Raw genomic sequence first — 21,010 nt, forward strand, 5'->3', positions numbered from 1 at the left:
CTCATGCGGACAGCTCGAATCATCCACGTCATCCGGCAGATAGGGTCGCTCGTGGTCACCGCGGTGACCGCGGTGTCCACGCTCAACGCGTATCGGCCGTTGGCGCGCAGCGGCTACCTGTCGCTGTTCTCGTGGTTTTTCGGGCTGGTGGTCACCGAGTTGCCGCTGCAGACCCTGGTCAGCCAGCTCGGCGGTCTGGCGTTGACGGCCCGGCGGCTCACCCCGGCGGTGCGGACCCTCGCCTGGCTGACCGCCGCCGCATCGGCGCTGGGCTTGCTGAACTTCAGCCGGGCCGGCCATCAAGCCAACGTGCCGCTCACCCAGGCGCTCGACGCCGGGCTGGGCCCGTCCCGACGCACCGACTCGGCCGACCTGTGGCGCCGGCCCAAGGGCGCCGGCATCGCGAAGGCGCCGGGCTTGCTGCGCATGTTGCGGATCTACCGCGACTACGCCCACGACTCCGACATCAGCTACGGCGAATACGGCGGCGCCAACCATCTGGACATCTGGCGACGGCCCGACCTGGACCCGAACGGCAAGGCGCCCGTGCTCTTCCAAATCCCGGGCGGCGCCTGGACGACGGGAAACAAACGCGGACAAGCCCATCCGCTGATGAGCCACCTCGCCGAACTCGGCTGGATTTGCGTGGCGATCAACTACCGGCACAGCCCGCGCAACACCTGGCCCGCCCACATCGTCGACGTCAAGCGCGCCCTGGTGTGGGTAAAGCAGCACATCGCCGAGTACGGCGGCGATCCCGAATTCATCGCTATCACCGGCGGTTCCGCCGGTGGCCACCTGTCGTCGCTGGCCGCGCTAACCCCCAACGACCCCCAGTTCCAGCCCGAGTTCGAGGACGCCGACACCTCGGTGCAGGCGGCCGTGCCGTTCTACGGGATCTACGATTTCACCCGGCTCGACGACTCGATGCACGCCATGATGCCCGGGCTGCTGATCAAGTCGATCATCAAGCAACGGCCGTCGACGCACCACGACACCTTCGCCGCCGCGTCGCCGACCCATCGGGTAAACCCCGACGCCCCACCGTTTTTCGTGCTACACGGCAAGAACGACTCGCTGGCCTTCGTCGAGCAGGCCCGCGACTTCACCGCCAAGCTGCGCGACGTGAGCAACCAACCCGTCGTGTACGCCGAATTGCCTTACACCCAGCACGCTTTCGACATCTTCGGCTCGGCCCGCGCGGTGCACGCCGCGGTCGCCGTCGAACAATTCCTCGCCGAGGTTTACGCGAGGACCCGGGCCACCGCGCCCGCGACCATCGCCTCCGGGTCCGCCTGAATCCCGACGGCGTGTAGTTCGCCGCCGATCGCCAGCGACGCCACGCCGTGCACCAGCGACCACAGCGGCGCGGCGAGGTCGCGTGGGTCCTGACCGTCCAAGGCGCCCAAGACGCCCGCCCGCTGGCAGTCGGCGATCGCGTCGAGCAGATCCCCGAACGCCTGCTCGCCGGCGACGGCCAGGCCGGGATGGTCGGCCTTGGACAACTCGGCGCCGAACATCACCCGGTAGTGGTCGGGGTGGGCGACGGCCCAGCGCACGTACGCGCGGCCGAGTTGGACCACCCGGTCCTTGGGGTCCGGCGCCGAGGCGGCCGCGACCAGTTCGGCGTGCAGCTCACCGAAGCCCTGTTCGGCCACGGTCGCGAGCAGCGCCGCCTTGTCGGCGAAGTGCCGGTACGGGGCGGCGGCGCTGACCCCGGCCCGCCGGGCCGCCTCGGTCAACGTGAAGCCCTTGGGCCCCTTTTCGGCCACCAGCGACAGTGCCGCGCTGGTCAGGGCGCGTTTCAGGTCGCCGTGGTGGTAGCTGTCCCGCCGCGCCGCCCCGGCCACAGATTTTCGCTCGCGTGCCATGTTGACGAGATTAACATTAGGGCCTATGTTAAGGCCATTCACATCCGAAGGAAGGGGACGAAATGGACCCGCAACAGACCCCCCGCGCCGGCGACCGCGACCGGGAGCGGGCGGCAACCCGCCTGGGCCAGGCGCTCGCGCAGGGCTACCTGGAACTCGACGAATACGACCGACGCGTGCGCGCGGTGTTCGCCGCGCAGACCACCGGCGAGCTGCGTGAACACCTCGCCGACCTCCCACTCGAGCGCATTCGCCGTGCGGACCCGCGGCGCCGCGCCGCCCGCATCGCCGCCGCCCGGCGCGGGGTGCGCATTCACCTCGGCGCCTATCTCGCGATGACCGTCATCGTGCTCACCGTGTGGGCGGCCGTCGCCGCCACCACCGACGCCACGTACTTCTGGCCGGTATGGCCCATCCTCGGCGCCGGGATCGGACTCGTCAGCCACGCGCTGGGCATCCGCCCGGCCGTGAAAACCATTGCGAAATAAGGACTAGCCATGTCATGGGCCGTGATCACCGGCGCCAGCTCCGGGTTCGGCGCGCTCTTCGCCGACCAGCTGGCGCGGCGGGGCATGTCGCTACTGCTGGCCGGGCGCGATGAGGCCCGGCTCTCCGCGGTCGCGCAGCGAGTCGAACAACCGGTCGAACTGGTCGTCGGCGACCTTGGCACCCGGGCCGGCATCGACGACCTAATCGCCCGGCTGGACGGGCGGGAGGTCGACGTGCTGGTCAACAACGCCGGCTTCGGCACCTACGGCCCGTTCGCGGAGGTCGACGCCGAGCGCGAGCGTGAGCTGGTCGCGGTCAACGTCGACGCGCTGGTGCGGCTGACGCACGCGGTGCTCCCCGGCATGCTGGCGCGCGGCCGGGGCGGTGTCCTGAATGTCGCCTCCACCATCGCCTTTCAGCCCGGCCCGTATCAGGCCACCTACGGCGCGTCAAAGGCTTTCGTGCTGTCGCTGAGCCAAGCGTTGTGGGCCGAGACGCGCGGTTCCGGGGTGAGCGTCACCGCGCTGTGTCCCGGGCCCACCCGGACCGGGTTCGTCGATGCGCTCGGCTCGGACGTCTCGCACACCGCGGTCTATCGCCGGCTCGCGGCGCCCGAACCCGTCGTGGCCGCCGGGCTCCGAGGGCTGGACCGCGGGCGTGCCGTCGTCGTGCCCGGCTGGCGCCTTCGGGCGATGGCCGCCGGCTCACGACACATGCCCGGCTGGCTCTCGGCGCTCGTCAGCGGCCGAATGCTGCGGCCCGCCGAGAAAAGCTAGGTCTTGGGACGGACGCCGGCGGCGCGATAGACGAAGACCGGCTGCACCGGAAAGCGCAGCGTCGTCGCCGGCAGCGTCTGAAGCACCTCGTCGGGAATCTTCTTGCGGTAGTTGAGCCGCATCGACCCGCTGAAGGCGGGATCGACACCGTGCAAATCGATTTCGAGGTTCAGGCCCTTGCCGGTGATGGTGGCCCGGGCCGGCCCCTTGGCGTTGTTCCAGGGGCAGTCGATCGATCGCAGGTTGGCGTCCCCGCGCGCGGGCAGCGTGGCCACGACCCGCGCCGCGGTGAACGCGAACGCGCCCGTGTAGCGGGAGACGCCGGAGGCCGAATAGACGCCCGGCACGTGGCCGCCGAAGTGCCGGCTCACCCCGACCTTGCCGGCGCTGAAGATGATTCCCTCGGCGTCGAGCTCGTCGCGCAGCGCGGCGGGCAGCTTGCCGATTTCGGACAGGTTGCGGAGGAAGCCGAACACGTTCCAGACCGTAGCGTCTATTGCACCGTGACGTTGGCCGTATAGGTGCACGCCGGTTTGGTGTCCTTGCCGACGAAGCTGGTGTAGGACGTGCCGATGGTCGTGGTTCCCGGCTTCAGCGCGGTGAACGTCCACACCTCGGCGCCGGGCGCCCCCAACGCGTCGGAGCTCGGTGGGACGAATTCGTGGCTGGTCTGCTTGAGGACCCCCGAGTCGCCGATCTTCATGTCCGGCGCCCACCGGTACGGGGTGGTGTAGTTCGAACCCAACTTCACGACGAGCGTGTTGCCGACCGCCAGCGTGATGCCCTGGGTGATGAGGCTCTGCGTGAGCACGTCGTTCATCGGCACCTGCAGCGTCTTGGTCGACGGCGGGTTCCTGGACTCGAAATGGCAGCCCACCAGGATCGGCGAAACGAGCATCGCGACGGTCACCAAAAGCCTGATCTTCCCGACAGTCATCGAGCCCATTATGGCCTGAAGCCCCCTCGACGCGCGGCCCCGCGATACCCCATGGGCGGCTCGGCGTTTCGCGCGCGCGTTTGCTGCGCGTCGGGTAGCTTCTGTGCATGTTTGGCATCATCCGGCCCTGCCGTCACCGGCTCGGCGGCGAGCTGGCGGCGGCCTGGACAGCCCAGTTGTGCGGATTGTGTCTGGCGCTGCGCGACGACTACGGCCAGGCCGCGCGCATCGCCACCAACTACGACGGCCTGGTGGTCTCGTTGCTGGTCGAGGCTCAATCGCCCGGGGAACCGAGCCGCCGCGCGGCCGGACGCTGCCCCCTGCGCGGGATGCGCCGCGCCGACGTGGCCACCGGTGACTGCGTGCGGCTGGCCGCGGTGGTGTCGCTGGCACTGGCCGCCGCGCGGGTCCGCGACCACGTCGACGACCGCGACGGCCTGGTCGGCGTGGCCGGGGTGCGGCCGGCCGCGCGCCGCATCGCCGAACGCTGGGTGCGCCAGGGCACCGACACCGGTCACAGCCTGGGCTTCGACACGGGCGTGCTCGTCGCCGCGATGGACCGCCAGGCCGCGCTCGAATCCCAGGCCCGTCCCGGTAGCTCGCTGTTGCTGGTGACCGAGCCCACCGAGACCGCCGTCGCCGAGGCGTTCGCGCACACCGCGGTGTTGGCCGGTCGCCCGGACAACGCCGCGCCGCTGCGCGAGATCGGGCGGCTGTTCGGCCGGGTGGCGCACCTGCTCGACGCGGTCGAGGACTACCGCGACGACGTCGCACGCGGGAAGTGGAACCCGTTGGCGGCCACGGCAACTCCCGTGGCGGCGGCGCGCGCCCTGTGCGACGACGCGGTGTTGGGCATCGAGCTGGCACTGGCCGACGTGTCGTTCACCGACGGCCGGCTGCCCCACCGCCTGCTGACCAGCGAGGTGCGCCGATCGATCAAGCGCACCTTCGCCCACGCCGGTTTCAGCGCGCAGAGCGGGACGCCGCGCGGCCAGCAGGAACCCATCAACTTCGGCGATCAGCCCGGGCAGCCCGAAGGTGACGGCGAAAACCCCGCCGGCAAGCGCAAGAAGAGCGGGGACGGCACCGGCTGCTGGTGTTGCTGCGAGAGCTGCGACTGCTGCTGCGACGATTGCTGCTGCGACTGCTCCTGACCGATCGTGCGCGGCGGAATCCCCGGCCATCAGGCGACTCTCGACGGGTCTGAAGTGACCTAAGCGACAACCCCGCCCACCCCATCCCCGCTCGGCGCGAGCCGAGCAAGTCCGGCAGGATGGGCTGGGTGTTTGGCCTCGTCCTGATCGTCGCGCTCGTCTCAACCGTCATCGTCGGGACGGTCATCGGCCGGCGCTATCGCGTCGGTCCGCCGGTGCTGCTCATCGTGCTCGGCACCCTGCTCGGCCTGGTCCCCCATTTCGCCAATGTGCATGTCAATGGCGAGGTGGTGCTGTTGCTGTTCCTGCCGGCGATCCTGTACTGGGAGGGCCTGAACACCAGCTTCCGCGAGATTCGGGCGAACGCGCGCATCATCGTGTTCCTCAGCGTCGGCCTGGTGATCGCGACGGCGGTGGCGGTCTCGTGGACGGCCCGGGCGCTGGGCATGGACTCCCATGCGGCGGCCGTCCTGGGCGCCGTGCTCTCCCCCACCGACGCCGCCGCCGTGGCCGGCCTCGCCAAGAAGTTGCCGCGCCGGTCCGTCACCGTCCTCAAGGCCGAGAGTCTCATCAACGACGGCACCGCGCTGGTGCTGTTCGCCGTCACAGTCCACGTCGCGATCGGCGGATCCGCGATCACCCCGCCCGACCTGGTCGGCCGTTTCGTCGGCTCCTACCTCGGCGGCATCGCCGCCGGGCTACTGGTCGGCGGGGCGGTGACGCTGCTGCGCAAGAGAATCGACGCCCCGCAAGAGGAAATGGCATTGAGCGTGCTGACGCCGTTCGCGGCGTTCCTGTTGGCCCAGAGCATGGACTGCAGCGGGGTCGTCGCGGTCATGGTCGCGGCGCTGGTGCTCGCCTACGCCGGTCCGGTGGTGATCCGCGCGCGATCACGCCTGCAGGCCTACGCATTTTGGGACAGTGCGACGTTCCTGCTCAACGGCTCGTTGTGGGTGTTCGTCGGTGTTCAGATACCGGCGGCGCTGCGCGGCATCGCCGGCGTGGACGGCGGGATTCGCCACGCGCTGTTCATCGCGCTCGCCGTCACCGCGGTGGTGATCCTGTCGCGCATCTTCTGGGGCGAACTCACGGTGTTGTTGATCCGCCTCATCGACCGCCGGCAGGCCCAACGCGAACGCCGCGTCAGCTGGCGGCAACGCTTCGTCACCGCGTGGGCCGGCTTCCGCGGTGCGGTCTCGCTCGCCGCGGCGCTGGCCGTCCCGACCACCACGCTCAGCGGCGCGCCGTTCCCCGACCGCAGCCTGCTGATCTTCATCGTGGTGGTCGTCATCCTGACCACCGTCCTGGTCCAAGGGACCACGCTGCCCGCGGTGGTGCGCTGGGCGCAGATGCCCGAGGACGTCGCCCACTCCGAGGAGCTGCAACTGGCCCGCACCCGGGGTGTCCGAGCCGCCCTCGACGCGTTGCCCGCGGTCGCCGACGAGGTCGGCGTCGGCGACGACCTGCGGCGACGGCTGCAGAAGGAATACGAGGAAAAGGCCGCGCTGGCGCTGGCCACCGAAGACGGCTCGACGAACAACCACCTCGTCAAGAAGAAGGAGCTGGTGCGCCGGGTGCGGCTGGGCGTGCTCGACAGCAAGCGCCGGGAGATCACCGCGCTGCGCAACCAGAACCTGATCGACGACATCGTGCTGCGCGAGCTGCAGAACGAGATGGACCTCGAGGAAGTCCAACTGCTCGACGCCGCCGACAACGAATAAGGGCGTCGGTCGTCGACCGTACAGTCGGCTCCATGTTGCAGACGGTCGCCATCCGCGGGTATCGCTCGCTGCGCGAGGTGATCCTGCCGCTGGGCCGGCTCTCGGTCGTCACCGGCGCCAACGGCGCCGGCAAGTCGTCGCTGTACCGCGCGTTGCGGTTGCTGGCCGATTGCGGCCGCGGCGAGGTGATCGCCTCGCTCGCCCGGGAGGGCGGGCTGCAGTCCGCGCTGTGGGCCGGGCCCGAGGAGCTCAAGGGCGCCCGGCGCACCGGGAAGGCCCAGGGCACCGTGCGCACCCGGCCGGTTTCCCTCGAATTGGGCTTCGCCTCAGACGATTTCGGATATCTGGTCGACCTGGGCATACCGCAGATGGCGGGGATCAAGTCGGCGTTCGGCCGCGATCCCGAGATCAAGCGCGAAGCGCTGTTCGCCGGGCCCGTGCTGCGCGCCAGCGCGACGCTGGTGCGCCGCACCCGCGACTACGCCGAGGTCAGCGCGGACTCCGGCCGCGGGTTCGACGAACTGTCGCGCTCGTTGCCGACGTATCGCAGCGTGCTGGCCGAGTACGCCCACCCGCACGCGCTGCCCGAGCTCGCGGCCGTGCGGGAGCGGCTGCGCGGGTGGCGGTTCTACGACGGCTTCCGCGTCGACGACGGGGCGCCGGCGCGGCACCCGCAGGTGGGCACCCGCACCCCGGTGCTCTCCGACGACGGCAGCGACCTGGCGGCCGCTGTCCAGACGATCATCGAGGCCGGCTTCGACGACCTGAGCCGCGCCGTCGCCGATGCGTTCGACGGCGCCACGATTTCGGTCGCCGTGCACGACGGGCTCTTCGATCTCCAGTTGCGTCAGCGCGGCATGCTCCGGCCACTGCGATCGGCCGAATTGTCCGACGGCACACTGCGATTCCTGCTGTGGGCCGCCGCGTTGTCCAGTCCGCAGGCGCCGTCGCTGATGGTGCTCAACGAACCGGAGACCTCGCTCCACCCGGAGTTGGTGCGCCCGCTGGCGGGGCTGATCCGCACGGCCGCGGGGCGGACGCAGGTCCTGGTGGTCACCCATTCCCGGACGCTGTTGGAGGCCATCGGCGACGACTCCGTCGAGATCGAGCTGTACAAGGAGTGGGGCGAAACGCGTGTCGCCGGTCAGGACCTGCTGACCACGCCGCCGTGGGACTGGGGCAAGCGCTAGTTTTTCGCACTCCGACCGGCCCCCATCGAGTGTGCATCCTGGGCGGCGTCGCACGGCGTGCCGCCGACGTGGGCGCACACTCGAAGCCCTGGGCGCACACGCAAAGCCCGCTCGGCGGAATTCATGGACTGTTCAGGCCACCGTCAAGTCCACATTGTTGAGTGCACACGCGGGCCGCGTGTCCTCACGTTATGCGCGTTGTACAGGTCGCCAATTTCTACGGCCCCCGCTCCGGCGGCCTTCGCACCGCGGTGGACCGGCTGGGCGCCGAATACTGCGCCGGCGGGCACGAGGTGTTTCTGATCGTGCCCGGGCAGCGGGCCGAACGAAGCCAACTTCGCACCGGCGTGGTGCGAATCACCCTGCCCGCCAGGCTGATTCCCCTCACCGGCGGCTACCGCGCGGTGATGCCCGGACCCGTCAAGGCGCTGCTGGAGGCGTTGCGGCCCGACGCCCTGGAGGTTTCGGACCGGCTGACGCTGCGGTCGCTGGGCCGGTGGGGCCGCGACCACGGCGCCACGACCGTGATGATCTCCCATGAGCGATTGGATCGGCTTGTGGGACAGATACTTCCGCACCGTGCCGCGGTGAAGTTCGCCGACCTGGCCAACGCGCGCACCGCGGCCGACTACGACACGGTGGTGTGCACCACCGGTTTCGCGCGGGAGGAATTCGATCGAATCGGCGCCACCAATACCGTCACCGTTCCCCTGGGCGTCGACCTGCAGACCTTCCACCCGCGCCGCCACTCCTACCTCGTGCGGCGGCGCTGGGCCGCGCCGACACAGCTGCTGGTCGTCCACTGCGGCCGACTGTCGGTGGAAAAGCGCGTCGACCGCAGCATCGATGCCATCGGCGAATTGCGCCACGCCGGGGTGGACGCCCGGCTCGTCGTCGTGGGCGAGGGTCCGCTGCGGGCCAGGCTGGAGCGTCAGGCCGCCCGGCTGCCGGTCGACTTCACCGGATTCGTCTCCGATCGGCATACGGTCGCCGGGCTGCTGGCCTCGGCCGACGTGACGCTGGCGCCCGGGCCGCACGAGACCTTCGGGCTGGCCGCGCTGGAGTCGCTGGCGTGCGGGACGCCGGCCGTCGTCTCGCGCACTTCGGCACTGACCGAAATCATCACCCCGGACAGCGGTGCTTCGGCGGACAACCACCCGGTCGCCATCGCGCGGGCGGTCAGCGCCATCACCCGTCGTCCCGAACACCACCGCCGGGTCTCCGCGCGACGCCGCGCCGAGGACTTCACCTGGCATCGCGCGGCGGCGGGCATGCTGGCCTCGCTGGGGGCGGCCGACGGCGACGCCGAACACACGGCTTAGCGCTCGGGCCTCCAGCCGACGTAGGTCAGGTACAGCCCGGCGGACGCGAGGCAGGCGAAAAACACCCAGATCGCCGCGGACATGCCCGAGCTGTACACCGCGTCACCGGCCGCGTCGTAGGCCCGCGGCACGGTCAACAACAGCACCCCACGAATCGAGAAGAACCAGCCGATCGCCGACACGATGACCGCCGCGGGGCTGCGCCAATACTGGTGGAACGCAATGATGAAAATGCCACTCATCAACAGAATGGCCCCATAAAGCCACGGCCACATGGGATTTGCCTTGAACTCCGCGAACAGCTGCTGCATGTACGAACCGCGCACCGCCACGGTGATCGGCACGATCGTGAGATAGGGGCCCAGCACCCGGGCGAACAACCGGGTCCGGGTTTGTGATTGGTCGGACGTGCTCATTGCCGGTCGAGTCCTTAGAAGTCGGAGGCCGCCCAGGATCCGGGCGGGTAGGGCGGCACGGTGCCGGCAAAGGCGCCGTCGGTGAGCCTGCACAACGTGTCGGAAATCGTTCCGGCATTGGCCAATACCTTCGGGTCCCCGCCGGGCACGAGGCGCGCGACCACCGCCTGCCAGGAATAGCCGACGCCGCCGTGCTCGTACCAGAGGAACCAGTCGGCGTCGCGATTGCCGGCCCGGATCAGCCGGCGGAACGGCAGTGTCGGGTCGCTGACCGAGTCGGTCGCGTTGAACGGCGCGCCGATGTCGGCGATGGGCGGAAGCAGCTTGAGCAGCTCCGGCGGCACCTGCGCGAGATGCTGCACTTCCTGAACCGGTGTCGTCAGGACGCACTGGGTGTTCGGCATCGCTTGGACCGGGACCGAAGTCGCCAGAGCCGCCGCGACCGCCACACATCCGGTCGTTCCGTAGCCGATGCGCATCACGATCTGCTCCATCTGCTGTGCCGTCGATCAGAACACTACGCCCTGCGCGCGGCCGCTAGGCTCGACCGAGTGCAGGCCCGAGACCAGGTGTTGATCACCACCGCGGAATTGGCCGACCTCATCGAGGCCGGCGAACCGCTGACCATCCTCGACGTCCGTTGGCGCCTCGATGAACCCGACGGGCGGCCCGCCTACCTTGAGGGCCACATACCGGGCGCGGTTTATGCGTCCTTGGAGGACGAACTCAGCGACCACGCCGTCGCCGGACGCGGCCGCCACCCGCTGCCTTCGGGCAGCGATCTGCAGGCCGCCGCGCGCCGGTGGGGCGTCCGGCAAGACGAGCCCGTGGTGGTCTATGACGACTGGAACCGCGCCGGCTCGGCGCGGGCCTGGTGGGTGTTGACGGCGGCCGGCCTGCCGAACGTCCGCATCCTGGACGGCGGCCTGGGGGCCTGGCGATCGGCCGGCCGGAGCCTCGAAACCGGCGAGGCCACAACGCAACCCGGGAATGTGACGGTGCCCCATGATGATCTGTATGCGGGGGCCCTACCCACCCTGTCGGCCGAGCAGGCCGGCGCCGGCGGCGTGACGTTGCTCGACGCGCGGGCGCCCGAACGCTTCCGCGGCGAGGTCGAACCGCTCGACCCCGCCGCCGGGCACATCCCCGGCGCCACCAACCTGCCCAGCACCGCCGTCCTGGCCGCCGACGGCACATTCGCCGGCGAGGACGCGCTCCTGCGACTGCTCGCCGACCGCGGGATCGAACGTGACGCGGCGGTGGGCGCCTACTGCGGATCCGGGGTGACCGCCAGCGTCACGGTCGCCGCGCTCGCGGCGGCCGGCCAGGACGCGGCGCTGTTTCCCGGATCGTGGTCCGAGTGGTGTGCGGACCCGGGCCGCGCGGTGGCCGTCGGCCCCGAGTAGCGGTCAGGCGCCGGCCCAGCTCCGCAGGAAAGCGGCGGTTACCCGGGCGGCGTTGTCGGCCGCGATCCGCTTGTAGCAGAAGAACTGAAACGGAAAGCCCGGCAGGTGAAGCGGATCGCCCGGCCCGTCGGTGATGCCCCGGATGCCGAGGAACGGGACGCCGTGCGCGTCGGCCACGGTCTGCGCGGCCGCGGTCTCCATGTCGGTCGCGGCATAGGCCGGGTCTGACGTCGAGACGATGCGCATGTTGCTGATCAGGGCGCTTCTCAGCCACCTTCCGGACGCCTGCCGGAAGTTGCCCGTATACCGGAGCGACCGATCGGGCGCGCTGCGCGGCTGGCAGCCGAAGACGTCGCCGCCGTTCGGGATGCACGGAAACGCCACCCCGTTGTTGTTGTCCCAGCTGCATCCGTCGCCCCCGACGACGATCCGCGGCCGCCGCCGCAAATCGATCCGGTGGGTGACGCTTTCCAGTGCGACGGAAAGCTTCCCGGCCTCGGCCAGCATGCCGGGGTCAACCGCGCGGAATGTGGTGCCGTTGTCCAACGTCCAGCGCGCCGGAACGGCGACGTCCGCGATTCTGGTGCGGCCCGCCCCTCCGGCAACACCCGAAAACACCACGGCGGCAACGGAATCGCGAGGGAAGCGGGTGAGCGCGGCCTCGGTGGTGTCGACGGCGTTCACCAGGCCGATGCCGGTCATCGCGACGATCACCCTCTTGCCGGCGATCGAGCCGAGATAAAAGCGCCGCCGGTCGGCGATCACCACCGGATCGGCATCGAGCGTGGTGTGGGACAGCACGGCGTCGGCCTCGCCCGGAAACGCGGACAGCACCAGCGTGCGCCGCTCCCCATCTACACCCACCGCATCAGTAAACGCCACGAGACGGCGTGGCTTGGCCGATTCCGGTCCCCCACGCGCACGTCAACGGCTAATCTCAGCGGCGTTGCAGCCGACCGGGGGGCGCGGCCCACGGAGGAGTCCCGCACATGCTCGAAGTGATCGAACGAACGCCCGGCCGCGAATCCCACCAGCCTCCGGTGCTATTCGTGCACGGGGCGTGGCACGGCGCCTGGTGCTGGGACGAGCACTTCCTGGACTACTTCGCGGGCAAGGGCCACCGGGCGCTGGCGGTGAGCCTGCGCGGTCACGGAAGCAGTCCGGCGCCCAGGTCGATGCGGTTGTGCTCGATCGCGGATTTCGTCGCCGACGTCGCATCCGTTGCCGACGGACTGGGTGAACGTCCGGTGGTGGTCGGCCATTCACTGGGCGGCTTCGTGGTGCAGAAGTATCTGGAGTCACACGAGGCGGCGGCCGCCGTGCTGCTCGCCTCCGCACCCCCGAACGGCATCCTGGGATTTCTGGCGCGCCGGTTCAAGCGCCACCCGTGGTACACCGCCAGCGGCCTGGCGATGACCAGGTCGCTGCGCGGTGTGGGCGCCACGCCGGAATTGGCCCGCGAAACCTTCTTCTCGCGGTCGCACTGCGACGCCGACGTTGCGCGCTACGCCGCGGAACTCTGCGAGGAGTACGCCCTGAGGATCGCGATCGACATGCTCTGGCATGACCTGCCCAGGCCCAACCTCGTCACCGCCCCGCTGTTGGTGTTGGGCGCCGAGGACGACGTGTGCTTCACCCGACGGGAAGTCCAGGCCACCGCGGCCGCCTACGGCACGCAAGCCGAAATCTTCCCTAAGATGAGCCACGACATGATGCTCGACCCTGGCTGGCTCGCCGTCGCCGAACGAATCCACGCGTGGATCGAAACATGCGTGCCCGCAACGCAATGACCGGCCGGCTGGACGGCAAGGTCGCGATCATCACCGGCGCGAGCACCGGCCTGGGACCCGTGCTCGGCTCGCTCTTCGTCTCCCAGGGCGCCAAGGTCTTGCTGGCCGCGCGGCGCGAAGAGCTGGTGCGCGCCGCCGCCGAAGCGGCCGGTCCCGGGGCCATCGCGATGCGCGCGGACGTGACCGACGAATGCGACGTCGCCGCCATGGTGTCGCGAGCCGTCGATGAGTTCGGCCATGTCGACGTATTGTGCAACAACGCCGCCGCCCCCGGGCAGGACCGCTGGATCTGGGAGCAGACCCTGGACAACTGGAACGCCACCATCGCCATCGACGTGACCGCGGCGATGCTGTGCACCCGCGAAGTGCTCAACCGGTCGATGCTTGCGCGCCGTCGCGGCGTCATCCTCAACTTCTCCTCCACGGCGGGCTATTCCGGCGTCGTCCGCAAGAGCCACTACGTCACCGCCAAGGCCTCCCTTCGGGCCTTCACGAAGACGGTCGCGCTCGAGGTCGGCCCCTATGGCATCCGGTGCAACTGCATCGTGCCCGGCGCCATCGACACCGAGCTGTGGCGTCGATGGGTGCAGCGCACCGCCGACGAGCAAGGGGTCGACGTCGCCGCCCAACGCGAGAGAGCGCTCAAAGGGGTTGCGCTGCGCGACATTTCCACACCCGACGACGTCGCCAACCTCGCCCTGTTTCTGGCCAGCGACGAAAGCCGGACCATCACCGGGCAATCGATCCCCGTCGACGCCGGGGGGTACATGCAGGGATGAGCGCCCCACGACTGTCCGTGGCCACGCCCGTGGTGACGATGTTCCCGAAGGCCAGCGGCGACTGGGAGAAGGACGCCTCGATCGAGGACCTGGCCCTTGTCGCCGAGGCCGCGGATCGGCTCGGCTATCACCACCTGACCTGCAGCGAACACATCGCGCTGCCCGCGGCCGAGACGCACCGCCGCGGCACCCGTTACTGGGATCCGCTGGCCACGTTCGGCTACCTGGCGGCGCGCACGCAACGAATTCGGTTGGCCACCAACGTGCTGGTGCTCGGATACCACCATCCGCTCGAGATCGCCAAGCGCTACGGCACGCTGGACAAGGTCAGCAACGGCAGGCTCATCCTCGGGGTCGGCGTCGGCAGCCTGAAGGAGGAGTTCGAGCTCCTCGACGCGCCCTTCGACGACCGCGGACCGCGGGGCGACGACGCGCTCAGGGCGCTGCGCGCGTCGCTGTCGGCGCCCGAGCCCGCGTACCGCGGCGAGTTCTATTCGTTCGGCGGCATGGTCGTCGACCCCTGCGCGATGCAGGAGCGGGTCCCGATCTGGGTCGGCGGCCGCACGTTACGGTCGTTGCGCCGCGCCGCGACCCTGGCCGACGGCTGGGCGCCCTTTGCCGTGAGCCTGTCCGAAGCCCGAGACTGGTTGCGCCGCTTCGAGCTTCGGCCGGGGTTCGAGGTCGTCCTGCCGACTGCCGCTGCGCTGGACCCGATCAACGAGCCGGAGCGCACCCGCGACGCCGTCGGCGAGGCCGCCGAGCACGGCGCCACCATCGTGCCCGCCGTCTTCCGCCACACCTCGCTGCAGCAATACCTGGACAACCTCCAAGCGCTGGCCGAGTTGCACTCCCCCGGCGGCGCCGCGTGATTCGCGTCAGGGCGGGCATATTCAGCCTCACCGCACCGGCCGACGACGACGGCAGCTATCTGCGCTGGCACCTGCTCGATCACATGCCCGAGCAGTATCAACTGCCGGGCATCGTGCACGGGCTGCGCTGGATCGCCGACGGCGACTATCCCCAACACCGCCTGGCGGCCGACGGTCCGCTGGGCGAGATCGGCAACGCGGTGCACTACCTGGTGGGCGATCCCGTCGAGGAGACCTTCGACGACTTCGTCGCGCTCGGACGCGCGCTGCGCGAGAACGGTCGGTTCCCCGTCGTCCGACCGTCCCTGCAAGTGGCCGGGCTGCGCCTGCTGCAGTGGCGGTCCTCGCCGCGGGCGCTGATCTCCCCCGAGGTGGTGCCGTTTCGGCCGCACCGCGGCGTCGTCCTGCTCGTCGAGGAACCGGTCGACGGACGCCGTCCGGACGAGTGGCTGCAATGGCTGCACGCCGAGCACCATCCGGCGCTGCTCGAGACGCCGGGCACGGCAGGGGCGTGGACCTTCGGTTCGAGCGCGGGCTGGAGCCGCCTTCCGCGAGGATGGCGAACGGACCACCAGTACATCACCGTCATCTACCTCGACGACGACCCGCTGACCACGACCGACGCCCTGGCGCCGGCCATCGAAGGGCGCTGGCGGTCGGGGGCGGTGCGGCCGGTGTTCGCCGGACCGCTGCGCAGCATGGTGAATTGGGAAGCGTGGCGGTAAACCCCGCGGTCGACTGGCCGCCAGGAAAAGGAGACCTTCCCGAAACGAATGGGTCCTATAGTCCTCGCTGGCAAGGGAGGTGAGATGACGAATCCGTATGCGCTGGCGGCCGCCGGCATCGTGCTGGCCGCCGGTATCTCCGGTTGTTCGGGCAAGGGCAGCCAGCAGGCTGCGGCTCCGAGTTCGACACCGGTTTCGGTAACCACGACGGTGATGATCGACGGGAACAAGCACACGATGACCGCCGGGGTCGAATGCACCAGTGCGGCGGCGCAACCCAACGCGTCACCGCCCGAGTCGGGTGACCTCACCACCCGGATCAGCGTGCGTGACGATACGGCGTCGGTGTCCTTGGCCCTCTCGGACGAGAAACCGCCCATGGTCGACGGATTCGCGATCTCGCTCACGCTCGCCAACGGCCAGTACCAACTCCCCTACCAGGCGGCCAGGTCGGCGACCCAGGTGCAAGCGACCAAGGAGGGCAAGAGTTACACGGTGACCGGGACCGGCGAGGCGACCACCCCCGGTCAAAGCGGCACGCGCCCGGTCACTTTCGGGGTGCACGTCACGTGCCCGTGACGGGGCGGTGCTGACGCATGGTTGTTAACCGCGACCCGCTCTGCGATGCTGGCAGCTTGGACATCTTCGCGGAGTGGCAAAGCGGCGGCACGGAACTGCGTTGGCGGTCAACGACCGCGGCCAACAACGGGCACGAAGTCGCGGTGTTCAGTCGCCGCTGCGGGACACCGGGTGCCCCCGCCCTGGTGCTCGTGCACGGCTTCCCGACGTCGAGCATCGACTATCACGGCCTGGTAGGCGACTTGGGATTTGAGTTCGACATCTACCTGCTCGACTTCCCCGGCTACGGCCTCTCCGACAAACCGCCTGAGCCGTACGTGTATTCGCTCTACGACGACGCGCGCCTGCTCGTCTACGCCATCACCCAGGTGTGGAATCTGTCCGAGTTCCGCATGCTCACCCACGACCGCGGCAGCAGCGTCGGCATGATCGCGCTGGAGCTGCTGGCGGCGCTGGACCCGCCATCGCAACCCCTCGACCTCATCCTGACCAACGCCAACATCTATCTGCCGCTGTCCAATCTCACGGTCTTTCAGACCGCTCTGCTCGACTCCGCGACGGGTCGGCCCACCGCGGCCGCGACGACACCGGAGATGCTGGCGGCCGGCCTGGGAGCCAGCACCTTCATGCCGCGCCGAACGCTGGACGACCCGGAGATCGCCGCGTTGGCGAAGTGCTTCGCCCACAACGACGGCATCCGCGTCCTGCCGGACACCATCCAATACCTGCACGAGCGGGCGGCGGACGAAACCGGTTGGCTGGAGGCGCTTTCCAAGAGCCCGGTCAACACCACGGTGGTGTGGGGGCTGCACGACAACGTCTCGCCGCTGCGGGTGCCCAACCACGTCTGGCAGACCTACCTGAAGACGAAGCCCGGCCGCAACCGCTACTGGGTGATACCCGGGGCCGACCACTACCTGCAATGCGACGCCCCCGACCAGCTGGCCCAGATCGTTCGGCTGACGGCCCAGGGCGGCGACATCCCGCTCCAGACCCTCGGCAACGCACCCGACGGCGCGGTGTTGGTGGACGAAAGCGACTAGCCTTGCCTTCTTCTGCCGAGTGTGCGGCTGGCCGCACGTTCGCGCCCGAGTGTGCGGCCAGCCGCACACTCGGGAAGGCCCGAGGACGTCAGCCGGTGACCACCGGTAGGCGCGCCCACCCGCGCACGCTGGCGGTGTGCGCCCGCTGGGCGTTGGCGTAGTCGACCTCCCAGTCGGGCCAGCGCTTGAGCACCTCTTCCAGCGCCACCCGGCCCTCCATCCGGGCCAGCGCTGAGCCGAGACAGAAGTGCAGGCCCTGCCCGAAGCTCAGGTGGCCACCCTGGCGGTGAATGTCATAGCGGTCGGGGTCGTCGAAGTGCCGGTCGTCGCGGTTGGCAGAACCGTTGAGCAGCAACATGTATGAGCCCTCCGGCACCACACGGCCGTAGAGTTCGGCGTCCTGGGCGACGTAGCGGGCCTGCACCGGCGACGGCGGCTCGTAGCGCAGCGTCTCCTCGACCGCGCCGGGAATCAAAGACGGGTCAGCGACAAGTTCTCGCCGCTGATCGGGATGATCCGACAGCAACTGCCCCATGTAACCGATCAGCCGGGCGGTGGTCTCGTTTCCGGCGCCGGCGATCATCGCGGTGTAGGCCAGCACCTCGGTCCGCGACAACGGCCGCCGCGTGCCGTCGGGTTCCTCGATCTCGGCCCGCAGCAGATCCGTCATCAGGTCGTCGGACGGGTGATCGGCCCGCCATTCGATGTACTCCGCGAACACGACGATGCTTTCCTCGAACAGCTTCGCGTTGACCGCGGCGGGGTCGCGCTCGTCGGACAATTCGATGTAGGCGCCGCCGCGATCGCGAATCTTGGCCTGATCTTCCTCGGGTATGCCCAGCAGGTAACCGATGGTCCGCATCGGCATCATCGCCCCGAGGTCGGCGATGAAATCGAAACCGCCCGCACCGACCAGCGGATCCAGCTCTCGCACGCAGAAACCGCGCACCAGGTCCTCCACCGCCAACATGCGCCGGGGTGTGAAAACCCGGGACAGCAGCCTGCGGTGCAGGTCGTGCAGCGGTGGGTCCTCGAAGAGCAGAATGCCCGGTGGCACTTCGATATTCGCGAACAAGATGTCGGCCGTGGTCCCCCGTCCGGACCGGTAGGTCTGCCAGTTCGGCAGTTCGCGCGCCACGTCCTCGTACCGGCTCAGCGCGTAGAAGTTGTACTTCTCGTTGTAGTACAGCGGCGCCTCGTCGCGCATGCGCTTCCACACCGGGTACGGGTCGTCGTCGATGTCGGAGTCGAACGGGTCGTAGTACAGGTCGACCGCGCTGGTTCCTGGCATGGTTGATCTCCCTTAGTGGTTCCGGTGCAGGAAGCCGTGCAAGATCGCCTGGACCAATTCGGAGACGATCACTTCTCTCGACGGCGGCTTGGCGCCGAAGTAGGTGGAGCGCAACGCGGCCATGCCGGCGATCATCGCCACCGTGGAGTACGCCGGCAGGTCGGGATGTTCCGACCGCATACCGCGCAGGTTGATGCCCTCGGCGCTGATCTGACCCAGCACCGTGAACGCCCGTCGGACTTCGGGGATGCCGGCGTCGGCCGCCTCCTCGTCGCTCAGGGCTTCCGATGCCATCAGCGTCAACAACAGGCCCCGGTGTTCGACCAACACGTCGTAGAGCCGACCGACGAAAAGCGCCGCCAGTTCCTCCTCGTCGGTCTCTTCGGGGATGACGGATTGCCACGTCCGGCCGAATTCGTCGACGAAGCTGGTGAACGGCAGGACCAGCGCCTCGCGAAAGAGCGCGGCCTTCGAGCCGAAGTGGCGGAACAACAGGTGTTCCGTGACGCCGGCGGCCTGGGTGATTTCCCGGGTCGTCGTGCTCCGATAGTCCTGGCGCGCAAAGAGTATCCGCGCGGCGTCGAGCAGAAGCTGGCGCGGAGCGCCACGCGGGCGGCGATTCGCCGGGGCCGGCGCGTCTGCCGCGCCACGTTTCGTGGTGGGTGGCCGCTGGGGCACAGTTCGCTCCTCGCCGGATGGTTGACTGCCTTTAGGATAGTGTGCACTATCTAATGCGTCGAGGTGGTATCGGAAGGGGTGCGGCCGTGGGCGCTGTCATCATGCTGGGCACGTTGTTCGGGCTGGTCGTTCTGATATTCGGCCTGGTGCTGCGCTTTGACCCTCAGGCGCGCCGGACCACGGGGCCCGACCAGTGAGTTCCCAGATGACCCCCGTGATGCAGGCGGCCAGCGACTTCGCGCTGATCGGGGGCATCGGGTTCACCGCCCTCGGCGTGTACCTCACCGTCCGCCGGCGCCGGCTGCACCCACTTCTGCTGCTGTGCATCTCGGCGATGTCCTTCTCGTGGATCGAGGCCCCCTACGACTGGGCGATGTACGCGCAGTTCCCGCCGGCCATCCCCCGCATGCCCTCGTGGTGGCCGCTGAACGTCACGTGGGGCGGACTGCCCCTGTTCGTTCCCGTCGGCTACATCTCCTACTTCGTGCTGCCGGCCGTGACCGGCACGGCCCTCGGGCGATGGCTGAGCGCGCGGTTCGGCTGGCGCAGGCCCCCAACGTTGTTGGTGGTCGGTCTCATCGTCGGCTTCTGCTGGGCGCTCTTCTTCAACGGGTTCCTGGGCGCCAAGCTCGGGGTGTTCTATTACGGCCGGGTGATTCCGGGGCTGGCGATCCGCGAGGGAACCGTGCATCAATACCCCCTCTACGACTCCCTGGCGATGGCCATCCAGATGATGGTCTTCACCTACCTGTTGGGCCGCACCGACGCGCAGGGGCGAAACGTCATCGAGATGTGGGCCGAGAACAGGTCGAAGAGCCGCCTCGGCGCGTCGCTGCTGTCCGTCGCCGCGATGATCGTCGTCGGAAACGTCCTCTACGGCGCGGTTTTCGCGCCCCACCTGGCGACGAAGCTCGGCGGCTGGGTCACCGCCGGGCCGACGGAGCAGTTGTTCCCCGGCGTACCGAACCAGCCCGAGTAGCTCACCCGAGAGCCTCGGGCAGCACGACCTCGCCCACGCGCTTGAGATACGGCCACGCGACATCGGGCGGCAGGCCGCCGCATAGCGGGGACAGGTTGAGCACCTGGCCGGCGCGGACCCGCGAAATCGCTTCCGGCACAGAGATAATGATGTGCGAAGTCGGCGCGGCACGCAGCTCGTCGACGGTGTTCACGTGCGAGAAGCCGGCCGTCGTCTCGTCCCCGGGGTTCCACGCGGCGTAGGTCCGCACGTCGTGCAGCAGGTGCTCACCGATCTCCTTCCACGCCTGATCCACGTCGTCGGCGACGAACACGACCGAGGGCGTGTCGCGGCTGGGGAACATCGTGGGCCCGGGCTGATGGCCGTGCTCGCGGCAGGCCTCCTCGTAGGCCTGCTGCATGCCCGGCGCGTTGGCGTTGCCCAGCATGCCCAGGCCATACCGGCCGGCGCGGCGGGCCGCGGCGACCGTTCCGCCACCCCACATCAGCGCCGGCCCCCCGGGCGTCAGCGGGCGGGGCGTCACGGTGATCCGCCGCCCGTTCTCGACGACGGTCTCCCCGGCAAGCAATCGCCGCAACAGCCCCAGTTTCTCGTCGCAGAGGCGGCCACGGGTCTTCATCGGCACGCCGAAGTGCTCGAATTCCTCCGGCCGGTAGCCCAGGGCCAGGATGTACGACGCGCGCCCGCGGCTCAGGATGTCCAGCACCGCCATGTCCTCGGCGAGCCGCACGGTTTCGTAGAACGGCAGGATCAGAATCAGGCTCAGCGCCAGCCGCTGGGTCCGCGCGGCGACCGCCGAGGCCATCAACAACGGCGAGGGCAGATAGCCGTCCTCGGACCCGTGGTGCTCGCACAGGACGGCGGCCAGACCGCCGTGTTCTTCGGCCCAGGCGCACATTTCGGGCACCGCTGCGTACAGATCGGTTGGGGGGGCGGCCCATTCGGGGTCGCGCATGTCGAAGCGAAGTGTGTACACGGCCAAACTCCTAGCCAGG

General features: G+C 69.4%; 24 protein-coding genes. 15 read left to right on the plus strand and 9 right to left on the minus strand.

Annotated elements, in window-relative coordinates:
* The first annotated feature begins 3 nt into the window (after window positions 1–3).
* Window positions 4–1,299 (plus strand): alpha/beta hydrolase, encoded by a 1,296-nt coding sequence (locus A5730_RS03735; RefSeq protein ID WP_067895798.1) that lies wholly within the window; start codon window positions 4–6, stop codon window positions 1,297–1,299.
* Here the strand turns inward: A5730_RS03735 and A5730_RS03740 are convergent.
* The gene (locus A5730_RS03740) at window positions 1,245–1,871 is read right to left on the minus strand and encodes a TetR/AcrR family transcriptional regulator (protein WP_067895799.1); all 627 of its coding nucleotides are present in this window, start codon (window positions 1,869–1,871) and stop codon (window positions 1,245–1,247) included. The genes A5730_RS03735 and A5730_RS03740 overlap by 55 nt on opposite strands.
* Before the next feature lie 62 nt (window positions 1,872–1,933).
* Between A5730_RS03740 and A5730_RS03745 the strand changes: the two genes are divergently transcribed.
* Window positions 1,934–2,359: a DUF1707 domain-containing protein gene (locus tag A5730_RS03745; protein WP_067895800.1), complete on the plus strand. Its 426-nt coding sequence runs from the start codon at window positions 1,934–1,936 to the stop codon at window positions 2,357–2,359.
* 9 nt (window positions 2,360–2,368) lie between these two features.
* A complete protein-coding gene (locus A5730_RS03750; RefSeq protein WP_067895803.1) occupies window positions 2,369–3,136 on the plus strand; it encodes an SDR family oxidoreductase in 768 nt (255 codons plus the stop codon).
* Here the strand turns inward: A5730_RS03750 and A5730_RS03755 are convergent.
* Both A5730_RS03755 and A5730_RS03760 read right to left on the minus strand, forming a co-directional pair.
* Complete coding sequence (locus A5730_RS03755; RefSeq protein WP_067895804.1) at window positions 3,133–3,612, minus strand: hypothetical protein; 480 nt, start codon at window positions 3,610–3,612, stop codon at window positions 3,133–3,135. The genes A5730_RS03750 and A5730_RS03755 overlap by 4 nt on opposite strands.
* Before the next feature lie 17 nt (window positions 3,613–3,629).
* Window positions 3,630–4,082: a protease inhibitor I42 family protein gene (locus tag A5730_RS03760; protein WP_082946703.1), complete on the minus strand. Its 453-nt coding sequence runs from the start codon at window positions 4,080–4,082 to the stop codon at window positions 3,630–3,632.
* Between the two features lie 98 nt (window positions 4,083–4,180).
* On the opposite strand from A5730_RS03760, the gene A5730_RS03765 reads away from it, so the two are divergent.
* The 4 genes from A5730_RS03765 to A5730_RS03780 all read left to right on the plus strand — a co-directional run bounded on the left by A5730_RS03765 (window position 4,181) and on the right by A5730_RS03780 (window position 9,460).
* Window positions 4,181–5,227, plus strand: a complete 1,047-nt coding sequence (locus tag A5730_RS03765; protein WP_067895805.1) for a DUF5685 family protein — start codon at window positions 4,181–4,183, stop codon at window positions 5,225–5,227.
* Window positions 5,228–5,355: 128 nt separating this feature from the next.
* Complete coding sequence (locus A5730_RS03770) at window positions 5,356–6,948, plus strand: Na+/H+ antiporter (RefSeq protein ID WP_067895984.1); 1,593 nt, start codon at window positions 5,356–5,358, stop codon at window positions 6,946–6,948.
* A 32-nt stretch (window positions 6,949–6,980) separates the two neighbouring features.
* The gene (locus A5730_RS03775) at window positions 6,981–8,138 is read left to right on the plus strand and encodes an AAA family ATPase (RefSeq protein WP_067895806.1); all 1,158 of its coding nucleotides are present in this window, start codon (window positions 6,981–6,983) and stop codon (window positions 8,136–8,138) included.
* 191 nt (window positions 8,139–8,329) lie between these two features.
* Complete coding sequence (locus tag A5730_RS03780; protein ID WP_067895807.1) at window positions 8,330–9,460, plus strand: glycosyltransferase; 1,131 nt, start codon at window positions 8,330–8,332, stop codon at window positions 9,458–9,460.
* Here A5730_RS03780 and A5730_RS03785 read toward each other — a convergent pair.
* Window positions 9,457–9,876, minus strand: a complete 420-nt coding sequence (locus A5730_RS03785) for a hypothetical protein (RefSeq protein ID WP_067895808.1) — start codon at window positions 9,874–9,876, stop codon at window positions 9,457–9,459. The two genes, A5730_RS03780 and A5730_RS03785, sit on opposite strands and share 4 nt — an antisense overlap.
* Window positions 9,877–9,890: 14 nt before the next feature.
* A complete protein-coding gene (locus tag A5730_RS03790) occupies window positions 9,891–10,370 on the minus strand; it encodes a hypothetical protein (protein WP_231994619.1) in 480 nt (159 codons plus the stop codon).
* A gap of 57 nt (window positions 10,371–10,427) precedes the next feature.
* Between A5730_RS03790 and A5730_RS03795 the strand changes: the two genes are divergently transcribed.
* On the plus strand, window positions 10,428–11,282 hold the full coding sequence (locus A5730_RS03795; RefSeq protein ID WP_067895809.1) for a sulfurtransferase: 855 nt from the start codon (window positions 10,428–10,430) through the stop codon (window positions 11,280–11,282).
* A 3-nt stretch (window positions 11,283–11,285) separates the two neighbouring features.
* Here A5730_RS03795 and A5730_RS24145 read toward each other — a convergent pair whose 3' ends face one another.
* On the minus strand, window positions 11,286–12,146 hold the full coding sequence (locus A5730_RS24145) for a hypothetical protein (RefSeq protein ID WP_082946704.1): 861 nt from the start codon (window positions 12,144–12,146) through the stop codon (window positions 11,286–11,288).
* Between the two features lie 125 nt (window positions 12,147–12,271).
* Between A5730_RS24145 and A5730_RS03805 the strand changes: the two genes are divergently transcribed.
* From A5730_RS03805 to A5730_RS03830, 6 genes are all read left to right on the plus strand, one after another.
* Window positions 12,272–13,072, plus strand: a complete 801-nt coding sequence (locus tag A5730_RS03805) for an alpha/beta hydrolase (RefSeq protein ID WP_067895810.1) — start codon at window positions 12,272–12,274, stop codon at window positions 13,070–13,072.
* Entirely contained in the window at window positions 13,051–13,851 is an 801-nt protein-coding gene (locus tag A5730_RS03810) for an SDR family NAD(P)-dependent oxidoreductase (protein WP_231994620.1), read from the plus strand. The genes A5730_RS03805 and A5730_RS03810 overlap by 22 nt, the downstream gene beginning before the upstream one ends.
* On the plus strand, window positions 13,848–14,720 hold the full coding sequence (locus tag A5730_RS03815; RefSeq protein ID WP_067895815.1) for a TIGR03619 family F420-dependent LLM class oxidoreductase: 873 nt from the start codon (window positions 13,848–13,850) through the stop codon (window positions 14,718–14,720). Before A5730_RS03810 ends, A5730_RS03815 begins: the two co-directional genes overlap by 4 nt.
* Window positions 14,720–15,445 (plus strand): hypothetical protein, encoded by a 726-nt coding sequence (locus A5730_RS03820; RefSeq protein WP_067895992.1) that lies wholly within the window; start codon window positions 14,720–14,722, stop codon window positions 15,443–15,445. The genes A5730_RS03815 and A5730_RS03820 overlap by 1 nt, the downstream gene beginning before the upstream one ends.
* A gap of 84 nt (window positions 15,446–15,529) precedes the next feature.
* The gene (locus A5730_RS03825; protein ID WP_067895818.1) at window positions 15,530–16,024 is read left to right on the plus strand and encodes a lipoprotein LpqH; all 495 of its coding nucleotides are present in this window, start codon (window positions 15,530–15,532) and stop codon (window positions 16,022–16,024) included.
* A gap of 56 nt (window positions 16,025–16,080) precedes the next feature.
* Window positions 16,081–17,067: an alpha/beta fold hydrolase gene (locus A5730_RS03830; RefSeq protein ID WP_067895821.1), complete on the plus strand. Its 987-nt coding sequence runs from the start codon at window positions 16,081–16,083 to the stop codon at window positions 17,065–17,067.
* A gap of 88 nt (window positions 17,068–17,155) precedes the next feature.
* Here the strand turns inward: A5730_RS03830 and A5730_RS03835 are convergent, their stop codons facing one another.
* Both A5730_RS03835 and A5730_RS03840 read right to left on the minus strand, forming a co-directional pair.
* On the minus strand, window positions 17,156–18,358 hold the full coding sequence (locus A5730_RS03835; RefSeq protein WP_067818094.1) for a cytochrome P450: 1,203 nt from the start codon (window positions 18,356–18,358) through the stop codon (window positions 17,156–17,158).
* 12 nt (window positions 18,359–18,370) lie between these two features.
* Window positions 18,371–19,036 carry a TetR/AcrR family transcriptional regulator gene (locus A5730_RS03840; RefSeq protein ID WP_067895824.1) on the minus strand — a complete coding sequence of 222 codons (666 nt, stop codon included), beginning with the start codon at window positions 19,034–19,036 and terminating at the stop codon, window positions 18,371–18,373.
* Between the two features lie 193 nt (window positions 19,037–19,229).
* Here A5730_RS03840 and A5730_RS03845 point away from each other — a divergent pair, with 193 nt between their 5' ends.
* Window positions 19,230–20,015, plus strand: coding sequence for a spirocyclase AveC family protein (locus tag A5730_RS03845; RefSeq protein WP_067895827.1), 786 nt, complete (start codon window positions 19,230–19,232; stop codon window positions 20,013–20,015).
* Window position 20,016: 1 nt separating this feature from the next.
* Here A5730_RS03845 and A5730_RS03850 read toward each other — a convergent pair whose 3' ends face one another.
* The gene (locus A5730_RS03850; RefSeq protein WP_067895830.1) at window positions 20,017–20,991 is read right to left on the minus strand and encodes an LLM class flavin-dependent oxidoreductase; all 975 of its coding nucleotides are present in this window, start codon (window positions 20,989–20,991) and stop codon (window positions 20,017–20,019) included.
* Window positions 20,992–21,010: the final 19 nt, after the last annotated feature.

Source organism: Mycobacterium sp. ACS4054, from assembly GCF_001667275.1.
Classification (GTDB): Bacteria; Actinomycetota; Actinomycetes; order Mycobacteriales; family Mycobacteriaceae; genus Mycobacterium.